Genomic DNA, 16,270 nt, shown 5'->3' on the forward strand with positions numbered 1-16,270 from the left:
CGCTCCCGGCGACCGGTGCGGCCGGTTGTCCCACTTCACGCGTACGGATCGCGCGTACGGACGGGCTATTTCGCGCGGTAGCGGCGCATCTTCGCGCGCGCCCCGCAGACCGACATCGAGCACCAACGGCCGCGGCCCGCCGGGGAGCGGTCGTAGTACGCCCAGTGGCAGGTCGGTGCCTCACAGGCCTTCAGCCGCAGCCAGGTGCCCTCGACGAGCGCGTCCGCGAGGGCCGCCGCGACGCGCGACGCGAGTGAGGCGCCCGCGGGGACGAGCCGTGCCGCGCCGTCGTGCTGGTCGACCGTCACGTGCAGCGGGGCCCGGGCCAGCAGCTCGCCGAGGGGGGTCACCGCGCGGTGCGCCGGGTGGCCCGCGTGTGCCAGGCAGACCGCGCGCAACGACTCGCGCAGTTCGCGGGCCGCCTCCGCGTCGCCCTCCGCGAGGCCGAAGGGCGCCCGGCCGTCGGCGGTGTCCAGCGAGTCCGCGCCCGACTCGATGTCCAGGGTGTTCACCAGCGACTGGATCAGAGCCAGACCGCCGGGTGCGGGCGCACGGTCATTCATGGTTGCGACGTTACCTCCTATGCGGCAGCATGCAGTAACCGTTACCTCTTGATGAGGTCTTGCGGTAACTCGTCGGTGTCGTTGGTAACCCATCGGAGGAAGTCATGGCTCTCGCCAAGCTGGGTGTCGTCGTCCTGGACTGTTCCGACCCGCGCGCGCTCGCCGGGTTCTACGCGCAGGTGCTCGGCGGCAGCGTGGAGGAGGACCCCGGGGACAGCTCGTGGGTGGACCTGAAGGTGCCGGGCGGTCAGGCGCTCGCCTTCCAGCAGGCGGCCGGCTTCGTCCCGCCGCGGTGGCCGGCGCCGGACGGCTCGCAGCAGTTCCACCTGGACCTGGTGGTGGAGGATCTGGACGCGGCCGAGAAGGAGGTGCTGACGCTGGGCGCGAAGCCGCTGGACACCGAGGACCGCTCGCGCACCTGGCGGGTGTACGCCGACCCGGCGGGGCACCCCTTCTGTCTCTGCGCCCGCTGAGGACGAGCGGGAGAAGCGGGCGAGGCCGACGCCAAGGCCAAGGGGGCCTACGTACGTCGGTCAGGCGTCCCCTGCCGCGTCGATCACCTCGTCCAGCGTCTCCCGGGAGCGGACCAGGTCGGCGATCATCCGGTCGATGCGGTCGCGTTCCGCGGTGAGATCGGCGACCAGCCGCGGGGTGGCGATCGCGGAGGGCCCGCCGTCCTGGTCGCGCATGCACGGCAGCAGCTGCCGGATCTTCGTGCTGTGCAGCCCGGCCGCGTACAGCTCCTGGATCCGTACCACCCGGTCGACGGCCGCCTCCGGGTACGCGCGGTGTCCGCCGGGCGTGCGCTCGGACGCCAGCAGCCCCTGGGCCTCGTAGTAGCGCAGCGACCGCTCGCTCACGCCCGTGCGCCGGGCGAGTTCACCGATCCGCATGCCGCCTCCGCCGTCCGGGACTTGAATCTGACATCAGTGTCGGGTTCTAGCGTACGGTCATGACACGGACGACGGACTTCCTGGCCCCGGCCCGGCTCGGCCGGCTCGGGCTCCCCCACCACCTCGTGATGGCCCCGCTCACCCGCAACCGCGCGGAGGCGGACGGCACCCCGGGGCCGCTCATGGTCACCCACTACACCCAGCGCGCCACGGCCGGTCTGCTCATCGGTGAGGCGTCGACACCGAACGCGGTCGGCCAGACGTACCCGAACATCACCGCGATCCACACCGACCGGCACGAGGCCGGGTGGCGGCGGGTCACCGAGACGGTGCGGGCGGCGGGCGGGCACATGTTCCTGCAGCTCCAGCACGGTGGGCGGGTCAGCCATCCGGCGACCACCGGCCTGACCCCGGTCGCGCCCTCCTCCGTGCCGCTGCCGGAGACGATCTTCACTCCGCGGGGGCACCGGCCCGCCGTCGTGCCCCGGGAGATGACCCGCGACGACATCCGCGCCACCGCAGCCGACTTCGCCGCGGCCGCCCGCCGCGCCGTCGCGGCGGGCTTCGAGGGCGTCGAGGTGCACTCGGCCAACGGGCATCTGCTGCACCAGTTCCTGGCCGGCAACACCAACCGCAGGACGGACGGGTACGGCGGCCCGGCGGGGCGACGGGTGCGGTTCACGGCGGAGGTCACCGAGGCGGTGGCCGACGCGATCGGCGCCGACCGGGTGGGCGTGCGCATCTCCCCCGGCAGCACCGTCAACGGCGTGCGGGAGGACGACACCGAAGCCCTCTACCCCGCGCTCCTGGCCCGGCTGAAGGACCTGGACCTCGCCTATCTGCACCTCGTGCACGCCGACCCGGACACGACGGTGTACCGGCGGATCCGCGCCGACTGGCCCGGCGTCCTGATCGGCAACCCGGTCCTGACCGACCTCACCACCGAGGCCGTGACGCGGGCCGCCCGGGACATGCTGGCGGCCGGCGCCGACCTGGTCGCCCTCGGCCGCCCGTTCCTGGCCAACCCGGACCTGGTGCGACGGCTGCGCCTGGGCGCCCCGCTCAACCCGGTCCGGGACCGGTACCTGATGTACGTGGGCGGGGCGGACGGCTACACCGACTACCCCGCCCTGGACGCTCAGGCCCCGTCGCCGTCGATGGACTCGATCGTCGCGACGGACGGACCGCGGGTGGCCTGAAGACCGCGCGCCACGTCTTCCGCGGCACCCAGCACCCGTACCGCGTTCTGCCAGGTCAACTTGGCGAGGTCGGTCTTCGACCAGCCGCGGTCCAGCAGCTCGGCGATCAGGTTCGGGTAGCCGGAGACGTCGTCGAGGCCGTCCGGGGTGAACGCCGTGCCGTCGTAGTCGCCGCCGATGCCGAGGTGGTCGACGCCGGCGACCTCGCGCATGTGGTCGAGGTGGTCCGCCACCGTCGACACCGTGGCGACGGGGCGCGGGTGGGACTCCTCGAAAGCGCGGTGGATCTTCATGCCGTCAGGGGTGGTGTCGAGGTGGTGGAAGCCGTTCGCGCGCATGTTCTTGTCGGCCGCGGCCGTCCAGTCGACCGCCGCCTGGAGGACGAACTTCGGTACGAACGTCACCATCGCCACTCCCCCGTTGGCGGGCAGCCGCTCCAGGACGTCGTCCGGGATGTTGCGCGGGTGGTCGCACACCGCGCGCGAGGAGGAGTGCGAGAAGATCACCGGCGCGGAGCTCGTGTCGAGCGCGTCCCGCATGGTCGTCGCCGCGACGTGCGAGAGGTCGACCAGCATGCCCTCGCGGTTCATCTCCCGCACGACCTCACGGCCGAAGGCCGACAGACCGCCGACGGCGGGCACGTCGGTCGCCGAGTCCGCCCACGCGATGTTGTGGTTGTGGGTGAGGGTCATGTACCGCACACCCAGCGCGTACAACCCCCGCAGCACGGCGAGGGAGTTGTCGATGGAGTGGCCGCCCTCCGCGCCCATCAGGGAGGCGATACGGCCCTCCGCGCGCGCCGCCTCCATGTCTGCGGCGGTCAGCGCGGCCCGCAGGTCGGAGGGGTGACGGTCGATCAACCGCCGTACGCAGTCGATCTGTTCGAGCGTCGCGGTGACCGCGCCCGGCAGGTCCGAGCGGACGTACACCGACCAGAACTGCGCGCCCACGCCGCCCGCGCGCAGCCGGGCCAGGTCGGTGTGCAGGTGGGCGCTCTGGTCGGCGGCGATGTCGCGGGCGCCGAGGTCGTAGCGGACCTGTTCGCGCAGCGCCCAGGGGAGGTCGTTGTGGCCGTCGACGACGGGGAAGTCGGCGAGGAGGGCGCGGGCCTCGGCGAGGGGTGCCGTGGACGTGGCGGACGACGTGGAGGACGACGTGGAGGAGGCCATGGGCGTCACTTCCCGGAGCCGAAGCCGAAGCCGCCGCCCGCGCCCTCGACCTTGGCGCGCAGCCGCTTGCCCTTCTCGGTGGCCTGGTCGTTCAGCTCCTGCTGGAACTCCCGCATGCGGGTGAGGAGTTCCTCGTCGTGCGCGGCGAGCATCCGGGCGGCCAGCAGGCCCGCGTTGCGCGCGCCGCCGACGGAGACGGTCGCGACCGGGACGCCGGCCGGCATCTGCACGATCGACAGCAGCGAGTCCATGCCGTCGAGGTACTTCAGCGGGACCGGCACGCCGATGACGGGCAGCGGGGTCACGGACGCGAGCATGCCGGGCAGGTGGGCCGCCCCGCCCGCGCCCGCGATGATCGCCTTGAGCCCGCGCTCCGCGGCCTGCTCGCCGTACGTGATCATCTCGTGCGGCATGCGGTGCGCGGAGACGACATCCACCTCGTAGGGGATCTCGAACTCGTCCAGCGCCTGCGCGGCCGCTTCCATGACGGGCCAGTCGGAGTCCGACCCCATGACAATGCCTACGACGGGGCTCATTCGGTGATCGTGCCTCTCAGGTAACCGGCTGCGTGGCGGGCGCGCTCGAGGACGTCGTCCAGGTCCTCGCCGTAGGTGTTGACGTGGCCGACCTTGCGGCCGGGCTTCACGTCCTTGCCGTACATGTGGATCTTCAGCTGGGGGTCGCGGGCCATGCAGTGCAGGTACGCGGAGTACATGTCCGGGTAGTCGCCGCCCAGGACGTTGACCATGACCGTCCACTTGGCGCGCGGGCGCGGGTCGCCGAGGGGGAGGTCCAGGACCGCGCGGACGTGGTTGGCGAACTGTGAGGTGATCGCGCCGTCCTGGGTCCAGTGGCCCGAGTTGTGCGGGCGCATGGCCAGTTCGTTGACCAGGATGCGGCCGTCGGGGGTCTCGAAGAGCTCGACGGCCAGGTGACCGACGACACCGAGTTCCTTGGCGATGCGCAGCGCGAGCTCCTCGGCCTGCAGGGCCAGCTCGTCCGGTATGCCGGGCGCGGGGGCGATCACCGTGTCGCAGACCCCGTTGACCTGCTGGGACTCGACCACGGGGTACGCGACCGCCTGGCCGTGCGGGGAGCGGACGACGTTCGCCGCGAGTTCCCGTACGAAGTCGACCTTCTCTTCGGCGAGGACGGGCACGCCGGCCCGGAAGGGCTCGGCCGCGTCCTCGATCGACCGGACGAACCAGACGCCCTTGCCGTCGTAGCCGCCGCGGACCGTCTTGAGGATGATCGGGAAACCATCGCCCTCGGCCCCTTCGGCGAGGCCCTCCGCCGCGAACGCGGCGACGTCCTCGACGTCGGTCACGATCCGGTGCCGTGGGCACGGCACGCCGATCTCGTCGAGCTTCGCGCGCATCACGCCCTTGTCCTGGGCGTGCACGAGCGCGTCCGGGCCGGGGCGGACGGGGATGCCGTCCGCCTCCAGGGCACGCAGATGCTCGGTGGGTACGTGTTCGTGATCGAAGGTGATCACATCGCAGCCCCGCGCGAACTCACGCAGCGTGTCGAGGTCGCGGTAGTCGCCGATGACGACATCGCCGACGACCTGCGCCGCGGAATCCTGAGGGGTGTCACTGAGGAGCTTGAACTTGATGCCGAGCGGGATGCCCGCCTCGTGTGTCATACGAGCGAGCTGGCCCCCGCCGACCATGCCGACTACCGGGAACGTCACGCTGCAAGGGTATCGGTCGCGCCATGGGGGCCGGTTTCCACGCCTGCGGTCCGGCCGTGATCCCGGCGAGATCCCGGCGTGGCCCCGGTTGCGATCCCGACTGTGATCCCGGCCGCGGCCCGGTTTTCCCTCGCTGTGGCCCGCTCTTTCCGGTCCCGTGAGGCCCTCCACAGGCACGAGGGCGGCCCGCTGGTTAGAGTGGCTGGGTTGAATTTTTCGACCGATGTCCGACCTACGGGGGCTGGCGACACCATGGGCAGTGCTTCTTCGGGGCTTCACGTACGGCCCCGCAGCGCGGTTCGCCGCCGGTTCGACCAGCTGTTCCGGGAGATCGCGAAGTTCGGGGCAGTCGGCGGAGCGGGGCTTCTCGTCAACCTGGTGACCTTCAACCTGGTGCGCAGCGCGACCGGGCTGCAGGTCGTGCGGGCGAGTGTCATCGCCACGATCGTCTCAATCGTCTTCAACTACATCGGGTTCCGCTACTTCACGTACCGGGACCGCGACCGGGGCGGCCGCACCAAGGAGATGGGCCTGTTCGTGCTGTTCAGCGCGGTGGGGCTGGTCATCGAGAACGGTGTGCTGTACGTGGCGACGTACAGCTTCGGCTGGGACAGCCCGCTGCAGAGCAACATCTTCAAGTTCCTCGGCATCGGCGTCGCCACGCTGTTCCGGTTCTGGTCGTACCGCACGTGGGTGTTCCGTACGGTCCCGGACGAGGCGCGTGAGGTCCTGGAGAGCGCGGAGGCGATCCTCGACGAGGAGCCGGAGCCTCGACGGTCCCGGGCACGAGCCCGGGCGAACTGAGCCCTCCGGGGGCTGTCCGGCGGGGCTACCTGACCGTTCGTTCCTCGTCGTCGTCCACCAGTGGTGGTCTCTTCAGCGGGGTGCGGGAGAGGAACAGGCCGAACACCGGCGGCTGTGCCTGGAGCATCTCCAGACGGCCCCCGTCCGCCTCCGCGAGGTCGCGGGCGACCGCGAGGCCGATGCCCGTGGAGTTGCGCCCGCTGATCGTGCGCTCGAAGATGCGGGCGCCCAGGTCGGTGGGGACACCGGGGCCCTCGTCCGTGACCTCCACGACGGCCTGGTTGCCCGTGACACGGGTGCGCAGGGCGACCGTGCCACCCCCGTGCATGAGCGAGTTCTCGATGAGCGCGGCCAGTACCTGGGCGACCGCGCCCGGGGTGCCGACGGCCTGCAGATGCCGCTTGCCCGAGCTGACGATGGCGCGGCCCGCACTGCGGTAGGCCGGGCGCCACTCCTCCAGCTGCTGCTTGATGACCTCGTCGAGGTCGAAGGTGACGGCGGAGCCGGTACGGGGATCGCGGGCGTTGGTGAGCAGCCGCTCCACCACGTCCGTGAGGCGCTCGACCTGGGTCAGGGCGATCGTCGCCTCCTCCTTCACGTTGTCCAGGTCATCCGTGAGGGTGATTTCCTCCAGGCGCATGGAGAGGGCCGTCAGCGGCGTACGGAGCTGGTGGGAGGCGTCCGCGGCGAGGCGGCGCTCGGCGGTGAGCATCCGTGCGATCCGCTCCGCGCTGCCGTCCAGCACGTCGGCGACACGGTCCAGCTCCGGGACGCCGTAGCGCTTGTGGCGCGGGCGGGGGTCGCCGGAGCCGAGCCGCTCCGCGGTCTCCGCGAGGTCGGTGAGCGGGGAGGCGAGGCGGTTGGCCTGCCGTACGGCCAGCAGGACCGCGGCGACGATCGCGAGCAGCGCGACCGCCGCGATGATCAGGAGGGTGCGGCCGACCTCGCGCGTCACGGCCGAGCGGGGCTCCTGGACGGTGACCGTCTCGCCCTCCTCGCCCTTGGCCGTGGAGTGGATGACGTCACCGCTGGGCTGGAGGCCGAGCTCGAGGGGGGCCTGGCCGGGGATGCGGATCACGGCGTACCGGTCCTCCGCGACCTGGTTCTTGAGGATCTCCGCGTTGATGTGCTCGTCGCCGAGGATGCGGCTGTCGACGATGCTGGCCAGGCGCAGGGCCTCGGAGTCCACGCGTTCCTGGGCGCTGTTGCTGATCGTGCGGGTCTCGACGATCACGAGGGACACGCCGAAGACGGCGATCACGACGAGCACGACGGCGAGCGTGGACTGGATGAGACGGCGACGCACGGGGTCCTCCGGGCGGGTGGCTGTACGTGGACCAGTGTGCCTTGACGCTGCGCTCGGCTGGGGCAGGGGAGGCGCTCGGGTATCGCCGGAGTTCTTCGGGCGCGGGTGGGTGAGGTGCGGTGGGGTCGTTGCCTGTATGCGGGCCGGTGGGGGCTGGGCGGGCACTTCCCCGCGCCCCTGGGGCCCCGCATCCCCGGCCCGCCCGGAGCCGCCCCCTGTCCCCCCGCCACCCGCTCCCGCGGGCCTCAGCTCTTTTCGAAGCGGAAGCCGACTCCTCGTACCGTCGCGATGTAGCGGGGGTTCGCCGCGTCGTCGCCGAGCTTCTTGCGGAGCCAGGAGATGTGCATGTCGAGGGTCTTGGTGGACGACCACCACGTGGTGTCCCAGACCTCGCGCATCAGCTGGTCACGCGTGACGACCCGGCCGGCATCGCGGACGAGGACCCGCAGCAGGTCGAACTCCTTCGCCGTGAGCTGGAGTTCCTCGTCGCCCATCCAGGCCCGGTGCGACTCGACGTCGATGCGCACCCCGTGCGTGGCGGGCGGCTGCTGCGGCTCCGCGGCGCCGCGCCGCAGGAGGGCCCGGACACGGGCGAGCAGTTCGGCAAGGCGGAAGGGCTTGGTGACGTAGTCGTCGGCGCCCGCGTCGAGACCGACGACGGTGTCCACCTCGTCGGCGCGCGCGGTCAGGATGAGGATGGGGACGGTGTGGCCTTCGGCGCGGAGGCGGCGGGCCACTTCGAGGCCGTCCATACCGGGCAGGCCCAGGTCCAGGACGACCAGGTCGACGCCGCCCTGCATTCCGGCGTCGAGCGCGGTGGGTCCGTCCTCGCGCACTTCGACCTCGTAACCCTCCCGGCGCAGGGCACGGGCCAATGGCTCCGAGATGGACGCGTCGTCCTCGGCGAGCAGTACACGGGTCATGGGGTGATGGTAGTCCGCCGCGGACAGCGCCTGTGGTGTGATCGCCAACCGTAATTCTTACCTGGGGCTGTACGGTTTCTTGCCTGCGGCTGTGGGAAGCGATCTTGCCTGACACCTTCGAATAGGTGTCCGTGGTTCCATTATTACCTGTGATCCATGTCTCAAGTCCTTCCATATGCCACATTGACATGTCGTATGGTGACCAGACGCCTGTAGCACCAGTAGGGGACCTTTGGCGCGTACTTGACGCTGAAGGTCTCTTTCATGTGCGGGCTGGTGTTCGCCAGCCTCGAAAGGAATGACCTGTGGCCGGGCCCGAGCGCATCACATGCGTGACGGGCGTGGATCCCGGTGGTCGCCGTCCACCGCTTCGCAATCCGGAGCGGACTCCCCGTGGGCGTGGGGAAGGACGGTCGAGCCCCGCCGGTGCCGGCCGCCCCCCACCGGGCGCGTAACGCTCAAGCAGCGCGTCCCGACCAGCAAGGAACGACCATGGCGTCCAGCCTGACGAAGGACTCGGCGACTCCGGGCACCCCCGGTTCCGAGAGGACCTTCTTCGGCCACCCCCGCGGACTGGCCACTCTCTTCATGACCGAGATGTGGGAGCGATTCTCCTACTACGGCATGAAGGCTCTGCTCCCGCTGTACCTGGTGGCACCGGGCGGCCTGCACCTGAGCGCGGCCACCGCGACCGCGATCTACTCGGTGTACCTGTCGCTGGTGTACCTGCTCGCCCTGCCGGGTGGCTGGTTCGCCGACCGTGTCCTCGGCCCCCGCAAGACGGTCGCCGTCGCGGGCGTCATCATCATGCTGGGCCACCTCACGCTGGCCCTGCCGTCGTCCGGCACGTTCTACGGCGGCCTCGGGCTCGTCGCGATCGGTTCCGGTCTGCTGAAGGCCAACATCTCCACGATGGTCGGTCACCTCTACGACGGTCCGGACGACCCGCGCCGTGACGGTGGCTTCACGCTCTTCTACATCGGCATCAACGTCGGCGCCTTCGCCGCTCCGCTGGTCATCGGCACCGTCGGCGAGAACGTCAACTGGCACCTGGGCTTCGCGCTCGCCGCGCTCGGCATGGCGCTGGGTCTGGCCCAGTACCTGCTCGGCGGCCGTCACCTGAACCCGCGCTCGCACGAGGTCCCCACGCCGCTGTCGGCCGAGGAGAAGGCCGCGACGCTGCGCAAGTCCGCGCTGTGGGCGGCCGTCGCGGTGGTCTTCTACTGCATCGTCGGCTTCTCGGGCCACTACACCCTGAACTGGCTGCTGGTCCCGATCACCATCGCCGGTCTGATCATCCCGGTCCTGGTCATCGCCCGGATCAAGCGGGACAAGGACCTCGACCGCGCCGAGCAGTCGAAGATGTCTGCGTACATCTGGTTCTTCGTCGCCGCGGCCGTCTTCTGGATGATCTACGACCAGGGCGGCTCGACCATGTCGATCTTCGCCGACTCCTCCGCCGAGAACACGATCTTCGGCTGGGAGTTCCCGGTCTCCTGGTACCAGTCCGTCAACCCGGTCATGATCATGGCGCTCGCGCCGGTGTTCGCCTGGGCGTGGCTGGCGCTGAACAAGCGCGGCAAGGAGCCGAGCACGGCCACCAAGTTCGCGTCGGGTCTGATCCTGATCGGTGCCTCGTTCTTCCTGTTCCTGGCTCCGCTGACGATCGCCGAGGGCGGTCACAAGGCGGCCGCGATGTGGCTGGTCGCGATCTACTTCGTGCAGACCGTCGGTGAGCTGACGCTCTCGCCGGTCGGCCTCTCCGTCACCACGAAGATGGCTCCCGCGAAGTACGCCTCCCAGATGATGGGTGTCTGGTTCCTGGCCGTCACCGCCGGTGACGCCACGACGGGTCTGCTGTCCATCGCCAACGTCGACCTCAACAAGACGGGCATCGTCGCCCTGGAGGCCACGCTCGCCGTGGTCGCCGGTGTCGCGGTGTGGATGTACCGCAAGAAGGTCAAGGTCCTGATGGGCGACGTCCACTGACGCACGTCCAGGGCTTACTGGAGGGCCGCCGCATCCTTTGGGGTGCGGCGGCCCTTCGGCGTTGGCGGGTGCGGACGGAGGGCCCGTCGCCGCCCGGCTCAGCGTGTGCGGTGGTGCGGCATGAACGTGAAGATCGCTCCGCCCAGCAGGATCACCGTCCCCGCGACCAGGCCGAGTGCCCTGAGGGTGCCGTGGTCGTCGGCGCCCGTCTGCGCGAGGCCGCCGCTGGAGGACGTGCCGCCCGAAGAGCTGCCCGAGGAGCCCGAGGAGTCGCCGCCCGACGCGCCGCCCGCCTGTTGTGTGGTGTCCAGGGTCAGGGAGACCTCCGACTTGGTCGGGGTGCAGGTCGTCGTCGTACCGAGGGCCTTGATCGTCAGCACGCCCGGGGACAGCGTCGACTGCCCGCTCGCGCCCGGCTTGTACGTGCCCGTGAGGTCGGGGATCTCGATCGGGTCGCCCGACTTGATCGCCTGGGAGTTGGTCGGCCCCTCGACATGGACCGTGCCCTTGTCCGAGCCGCCCAGGGCCACCTCCATCGACGGCTTGACCGAGTCCGCCGGGATGTCGGCCGGGCTGTCCATCACGGACTTCTTGAACTGGACGGTGAGGTCGAAACTCCCGCCGTTCTTCTTGGCGTCGATCTGCACGGGAGAGGTGGCGTTCTTGTCCCCGATGGGCGTCTTGCACGCGTAGGGGACGGAGACTTCCTTGCCGGTGAAGTCGGTCTGGCCACTGTCACTGGGACTCGCCGACGACGATCCGGTGGGCTGCGTCGACGGCGTGGTGGAGGGAGTGGTCGTAGGAGTCGTCGAGGGCGTGGTGGAAGGTGTCGTCGTCGGTGTGGACGAAGGTGTCGTCGACGACCCCGTGACCTCGATGGTCGCCGCGGGCCCCACCGTCTGGGTCGGTGCGCACTTCGTGTCCGTCGAGAAGGCGTTGATGCTGTACGCATCCGGTGTCAGCGTCACCTCGCCCGGCGTCGTCAGCTTCAGCGTGCCCTTCATGTCGGAGAGCACCATCGCCCCGCCCTTGGGGATGGCCGGGTTCTCCCGAGGTCCCTGCATCGCCAGGTCGGCGGTCTGCGCACCGGCCGCCTTGAGGGTGCCGCTCGGCTGGACCGAGTTGGCCGGGAGGTCGATGAGGTCGGGGTTCTTGGAGGCGGCCTGGGTGAACTTCCAGACCACCGTGACCTCGTCGCCCACACGCGCCGTCGCGGGCGCGGTGATCTCCACCTTGGTGGTGCCCTCGACGGGATCAAGACCCGAGGCCGCAGGCGGAACGCATCTGGTCGCGTAGGACACCTCGGCGGCCTGGGCGGGGCCCGCGGCCACGCCCACCAGGATGCCCGCGCCGCCGAGCATCAGCGCGACCCCGGCCGCGCTCGTTCTGCGGCCTCCGGGCACAACTCTCCGTCGCCTGTTCACGTGTTCCCCTTCGTCGTCGGACCGGTGTCGTGCGGTGCGGAGAGCTGACCGTTCGCCGCGGTCCCCGGAACGTTGTCCGGCGTGAACCACGGCAGGGTCGGGTTGGTAGTAGTGCCGGGCGGCACGGATGTGGCCGCGGACGCGCTCGCTCCGGGCACACGGGACGGGCTCGCCTCGGCCATGCGGAACGGGGCCGGCCTCGGCACACGGGAGGCGAGTTCGGGCAGGCGCAGGCTCCGATGGCGCCCCGCCCGCCCCGCCGACCTGTGCGGGCGCACCCGGTCCACCACGGCCATCCCGACCCGGAAGACCGCGGCCGGCACCACCACGGCGAGCAGGATCCAGAAGAGGGTCACCCCCCAGGGACGGCCCACCCCCCAGGGCTGCTCGGCGAGGACCTTGCCGCCGTACCGCAGCGAGACCGTGTAGTCGCCGTGCGCCCCGGCCGCGAGCTCGACCGGCAGCTTGATCTGCGCCTTCTTGCCGGGTGCGATCGTGCCGCGCCAGTCCTGTTCCTCCCACTGCGGCGCGAACACGCCGTGGGAGGTGCCGATCTGGAACACGGGGTCCTTGACGGCGGCGGTGCCGATGTTGCCGACGGTGAAGACGAGCCCGCGAGAGGGCGGCGCGCCGAACCAGGTCAGCAGCCCGCTCGACCCGTCGAGGCGGGTGTCGGTGAGCACCGAGAGGCGTCCCCCGCCCACCTCCTTCGGCAGTGGTTCGACCGAGTGCCCGGCGACCATGAAGATCGCGTCGGCCTCCGCCTTCTCCCCCGTGACCGTGGCGACGTGCACCACGCACGGGCACGGTTCGGGCGGCTCGGTGACCGGCAGTTCCTTGCTGAAGTGGCCCTGGGCGTCGGTGGTGACGGCCCGGCCGTCGGCGTTGGCGCAGGAGTTGGTGCCGCCGATCACCCCGCGGGACGGCACGGCCTGCCCGCAGATCAGCATCATCAGCAGGGTCTTCGGCCGCCATCCGTTGCCGGTCACGGTGATCGAACCGCCCGTCCCCGCCTCGGACTTGGACAGGCTCACGCCGGGTTTCCCGGCCGCGGACGCCGGGGACACCGGTCCCGCCAGCGGGGCCAGGACGAGCGCGAGCGCCGCCACCAGCGCCGACATCCGCGCCTTGCCGCTCAGGACACCGCTCACGACACCGCTCCCGTCCACTCGACTTCCGTACGCGGCCGTTCACTCGTCCCGCCGTCCGCCGCCGTACGACGCCTGTGCCGTCGTACGCCCCACCAGGCGCCCAGCGCCGCGAGCGCCGCCCCGGCGGCGGCCGCGAGCGCGCCCCACGGCACGAACCGCACCGACGCGGACCCCGTGGCGCGTGCCCCGCCCGCCGCCGTCACCGTCAGTCGTACGTCGACCGCGTCCAGCGCCGGGGGATCGCGCCAGGGCTCGGTGAGCGTGACGCGACGGCCGGGCAGGAGGTCGAGGGGCAGGGTGCGCGGGGCGCGGTCCAGGGCCCGGCCGAGGACGCCGTCGGCGCGTACCGCGAGTTTCGGGGTGAGCACGGTGTTGCCTCGGTTGACCAGCTCGTACGAGATGCGCCCGCCGTGCACGGCGACGTGCTCGACGGTGAGCGCCGACACCGCGGGACCGCCGACCCGCAGCTGGACCCGGACCGCCGAGGACCGGCCGCCGGCGCCCGCCACGACCGCGCCGGGGTGGTCGCCGGGCGTCGCGCCCGCCGGGACACTCACGGTGAACGGCACGTCGGCCCGGGTGTGCGCGGGCACCCGCAGCGAGAGCGCGCGCACCGGGACCCGGCGGCCGCCCCGCTCTCCCGCGAAGGCGATCCACGCGCCCGTGTCCGTGGACTTCCCGGCGGCGCGCACGGTGAGGTCGCCGTCCGCGGTGTTGTCGGCGTCCGCGCCTCGCAGCCGCACGGTCACGGGCCGCGCGCCCGGGTTGAGCACGGACACGGAGTCCTGCAGCACCGTGCCGGGCGCACCCTCCGCGTAGACGTACGGCCGTCCGCCCGGCGCGCTCGCCGACGGCGCGAGGGACCAGCCGTCGTCGGCCGCGGCCACCGGGGCGGCGGCGGCCGACAGCAGCACGGCGACGGCACAGCGGAGGACGGGGGCGTACGGCATCGGCGGCTCCTGCTGGTCGTACGGTCGTACCGTCGTACGGGGGCGTGGCGCCCTCAGCGGCGGTTCGTCTGATGCCTGCGGGTCAGCCACAGCGTGCCCGCCGCGCCCGCGAGCAGCACCGTGCCGCCGAGCGTGCCGAGGGCGATCGCCGAGTCGGCGGGGCCGGTCTGCGGGAGCTGGCCGCCGGAGTCGGTACCGGTCGAGCCCGTCGAACCGCCCGAGCTGCTGGATCCGCTGGATCCGCCGCTTCCCGACCCGCCGCCCGCCGCCGTGACGTCGAGGGTCAGCGACGGCCCGGGGTTGTTCGTGGGGGTGCAGGTGGTCGTCGTGCCGAGCGCCTTGATCGTGAGTACGCCCGCGGTGAAGGTGACCTTGCCGGTCTTCTCCGGCGTGTACGTACCCGACAAGTCACTGATTTTGATGGGGGTGTTGGCGGGGATCGCGGCCGCGTTGGCGGGGCCGCTGACGGCCACCGTGCCGGTGTCCGCGCCACCCACCTTGATCACGGCGCTCGGGCTCATCGCGCCCTTGCCGAGCTCCACCGGGCTGGAGGAGACGCCCTTCTGCCAGGACATGGTGAGCTTGTAGCCGCTGCCGCTCTTGACGCTCTTGATGTCGATGGGCGAGACGGCGCTCTTGTCCCCGATCGGCGTCTTGCACTGGTAGTTGACGTTCACCACGTTGGCCTCGGCGACGGGGGCGGCCATCAGCACCGCCGAGCCGGCCAGGGCCGCGGCGAACGCGAGCGCGGCGGTTCGTTTCTGGTACGTCCGGTACGACACCTCGGGGCCTCATTCCTGACGGAACATCAGATCGGCCGTCAAGGTACGCCCGGTGCCTTGTGGAGGGAAGACAAAGTGCGCGCCGGATCCGAGGAGATCCGGCGCGCGTTCGGCAACGTACGAAGAAGGGTTCGAACCGGGGGTAACCCGAGGTGGGAGTCGCACCCGGGATCGGGTGGGGCTACGCGGGCGCTCCGAGTTCCGCCCACACCGTCTTGCCCGTGACCCCCGGAGTGCGTACGACCCCCCAGTCCAGGCACAGCCGCTGCACGATGAACATGCCGTGGCCGCCGGGGCGGCCGGCGCGGTGCGGGGTGCGCGGGGCGGGCTGGCCCGCGCCACGGTCGGAGACCTCGACGCGCAGCACCTTGTTGTTGCAGGAGATCCGCAGCTCGTCCGGGCCCTCGGCATGCAGGCAGGCGTTGGTGACGAGTTCGGAGACGACCAGCAGGACGTCCTCGGCGGCTGCCCGCCGGTCGGCGCTCGCGGCGGGCAGCCAGCCCCACGCGTGCAGCGCCTGGCGGGCGAAGTCGCGGGCCAGCGGCACGACGCCGCTCTCGTCGTCGAAGCTCAGTCTGCGGGCCTGACGCCCCCCGGACGGGACGGCCAGGCCGCCGCCCCCAGGCATCCCGGAAGCGCCGCCGTCGCCCGACTCCGGGCCGCGGTCGCCCGGCGAGTAAGGCCGGGTGGTGCTCATCAGCGCTTCACCTCACCGATTCACCAGTTTCACGATTCAAGACTCGGTACTCAGCATGTGGTACGCGCCGCGGGTGCTTCCGCACTCAGGGCGTCCGGACGAATATCTACGTATCTACGACGATCACCTACGACGTTCCCACCGATTGTTGCCGACATAGTCAGGTTGTCTCCTGCCCGACCGTTCCGTCGGAACACCCCCTTTGCACGACGGGGATCGTGTGACGCGGGCGATGCTGCGATCGCAGGGGGCACTGCGGAGCATGCCGAGGCGGGGCCCCGACCGCCCCGGCTAGTCGGCCAGGGCCGCATCGAGCGTCTCGTGGACGGTGAAGACGGCCTCGGCCCCGGTGATCTCGAAGACCCGGGCCACCACCGGCAACATCCCCGCCAGATGGACTCCGCCCCCCGCGGCCTCGGCCTTCAGCCGGGCACCGAGCAGCACGTTCAGCCCGGTGGAGTCGCAGAACTCCAGTCGCGAGCAGTCCACGACCAGTCGCGAATGCCCCTTGTCAAGGCAGTCCTCGAGTGGCTCACGCAACAATTCAGCCGTGTGGTGATCCAACTCACCCGCGGGGGTCACGACGGCGCTTGAGCCCTCTTCCCGCACCTCGACTAGAAGCCGGCCCGACTGTGCGCTGCCGACCGTCTGGCGGTCCATGCCGTCTCTCTCCCGAGCGTCGCGACTGCTGATGTACGCACTCGAACACTACGCCTTCCTCACGATC

At 71.2% G+C, this 16,270-nt stretch carries 17 protein-coding genes; 4 read left to right on the forward strand and 13 right to left on the reverse strand.

Going from position 1 to position 16,270, the window contains the following annotated elements; all coding sequences use genetic code 11:
* Positions 1–65: 65 nt before the first annotated feature.
* Positions 66–563 carry a CGNR zinc finger domain-containing protein gene (locus OG798_RS23505; RefSeq protein ID WP_095854277.1) on the reverse strand — a complete coding sequence of 166 codons (498 nt, stop codon included), beginning with the start codon at positions 561–563 and terminating at the stop codon, positions 66–68.
* 104 nt (positions 564–667) lie between these two features.
* Between OG798_RS23505 and OG798_RS23510 the strand changes: the two genes are divergently transcribed.
* Positions 668–1,036, forward strand: coding sequence for a VOC family protein (locus tag OG798_RS23510; RefSeq protein WP_097225667.1), 369 nt, complete (start codon positions 668–670; stop codon positions 1,034–1,036).
* A 60-nt stretch (positions 1,037–1,096) separates the two neighbouring features.
* Here the strand turns inward: OG798_RS23510 and OG798_RS23515 are convergent, their stop codons facing one another.
* Positions 1,097–1,456: a MerR family transcriptional regulator gene (locus OG798_RS23515; protein ID WP_267062020.1), complete on the reverse strand. Its 360-nt coding sequence runs from the start codon at positions 1,454–1,456 to the stop codon at positions 1,097–1,099.
* A gap of 59 nt (positions 1,457–1,515) precedes the next feature.
* Between OG798_RS23515 and OG798_RS23520 the strand changes: the two genes are divergently transcribed.
* The gene (locus OG798_RS23520; protein ID WP_267062021.1) at positions 1,516–2,655 is read left to right on the forward strand and encodes an alkene reductase; all 1,140 of its coding nucleotides are present in this window, start codon (positions 1,516–1,518) and stop codon (positions 2,653–2,655) included.
* Here OG798_RS23520 and OG798_RS23525 read toward each other — a convergent pair.
* Genes OG798_RS23525 through OG798_RS23535 form a run of 3 tightly spaced genes read right to left on the reverse strand, consistent with a single transcriptional unit; the run spans position 2,595 to position 5,517 of the window.
* Positions 2,595–3,824, reverse strand: a complete 1,230-nt coding sequence (locus OG798_RS23525) for a dipeptidase (protein ID WP_328757638.1) — start codon at positions 3,822–3,824, stop codon at positions 2,595–2,597. The genes OG798_RS23520 and OG798_RS23525 overlap by 61 nt on opposite strands.
* 5 nt (positions 3,825–3,829) lie before the next feature.
* On the reverse strand, positions 3,830–4,360 hold the full coding sequence (purE, locus tag OG798_RS23530; protein WP_075027355.1) for a 5-(carboxyamino)imidazole ribonucleotide mutase: 531 nt from the start codon (positions 4,358–4,360) through the stop codon (positions 3,830–3,832).
* Positions 4,357–5,517: a 5-(carboxyamino)imidazole ribonucleotide synthase gene (locus tag OG798_RS23535; RefSeq protein WP_095854272.1), complete on the reverse strand. Its 1,161-nt coding sequence runs from the start codon at positions 5,515–5,517 to the stop codon at positions 4,357–4,359. The genes purE and OG798_RS23535 overlap by 4 nt, the downstream gene beginning before the upstream one ends.
* 252 nt (positions 5,518–5,769) lie before the next feature.
* Here OG798_RS23535 and OG798_RS23540 point away from each other — a divergent pair, with 252 nt between their 5' ends.
* A complete protein-coding gene (locus OG798_RS23540) occupies positions 5,770–6,321 on the forward strand; it encodes a GtrA family protein (RefSeq protein ID WP_267062023.1) in 552 nt (183 codons plus the stop codon).
* Positions 6,322–6,346: 25 nt separating this feature from the next.
* Here OG798_RS23540 and OG798_RS23545 read toward each other — a convergent pair whose 3' ends face one another.
* Both OG798_RS23545 and OG798_RS23550 read right to left on the reverse strand, forming a co-directional pair.
* Positions 6,347–7,627, reverse strand: a complete 1,281-nt coding sequence (locus OG798_RS23545; protein ID WP_095854270.1) for an ATP-binding protein — start codon at positions 7,625–7,627, stop codon at positions 6,347–6,349.
* A gap of 245 nt (positions 7,628–7,872) precedes the next feature.
* Positions 7,873–8,550, reverse strand: coding sequence for a response regulator transcription factor (locus tag OG798_RS23550; RefSeq protein ID WP_018566970.1), 678 nt, complete (start codon positions 8,548–8,550; stop codon positions 7,873–7,875).
* A 492-nt stretch (positions 8,551–9,042) separates the two neighbouring features.
* Between OG798_RS23550 and OG798_RS23555 the strand changes: the two genes are divergently transcribed.
* Entirely contained in the window at positions 9,043–10,539 is a 1,497-nt protein-coding gene (locus OG798_RS23555; protein WP_095854269.1) for an oligopeptide:H+ symporter, read from the forward strand.
* A gap of 98 nt (positions 10,540–10,637) precedes the next feature.
* Here the strand turns inward: OG798_RS23555 and OG798_RS23560 are convergent, their stop codons facing one another.
* From OG798_RS23560 to OG798_RS23585, 6 genes are all read right to left on the reverse strand, one after another.
* Positions 10,638–11,900, reverse strand: a complete 1,263-nt coding sequence (locus OG798_RS23560) for a hypothetical protein (protein WP_328760070.1) — start codon at positions 11,898–11,900, stop codon at positions 10,638–10,640.
* A 59-nt stretch (positions 11,901–11,959) separates the two neighbouring features.
* Entirely contained in the window at positions 11,960–13,084 is a 1,125-nt protein-coding gene (locus OG798_RS23565) for a hypothetical protein (protein WP_267063848.1), read from the reverse strand.
* A gap of 26 nt (positions 13,085–13,110) precedes the next feature.
* Entirely contained in the window at positions 13,111–14,064 is a 954-nt protein-coding gene (locus tag OG798_RS23570) for a COG1470 family protein (protein WP_095854267.1), read from the reverse strand.
* Between the two features lie 53 nt (positions 14,065–14,117).
* On the reverse strand, positions 14,118–14,846 hold the full coding sequence (locus OG798_RS23575) for an LPXTG cell wall anchor domain-containing protein (RefSeq protein WP_267062024.1): 729 nt from the start codon (positions 14,844–14,846) through the stop codon (positions 14,118–14,120).
* A 181-nt stretch (positions 14,847–15,027) separates the two neighbouring features.
* A complete protein-coding gene (locus OG798_RS23580; RefSeq protein ID WP_121415941.1) occupies positions 15,028–15,543 on the reverse strand; it encodes an ATP-binding protein in 516 nt (171 codons plus the stop codon).
* A 291-nt stretch (positions 15,544–15,834) separates the two neighbouring features.
* A complete protein-coding gene (locus OG798_RS23585) occupies positions 15,835–16,203 on the reverse strand; it encodes an STAS domain-containing protein (protein WP_054236877.1) in 369 nt (122 codons plus the stop codon).
* Between the last annotated feature and the right edge of the window lie 67 nt (positions 16,204–16,270).

The sequence above is a fragment of the Streptomyces sp. NBC_00271 genome (genome assembly GCF_036178845.1).
Classification (GTDB): Bacteria; Actinomycetota; Actinomycetes; order Streptomycetales; family Streptomycetaceae; genus Streptomyces.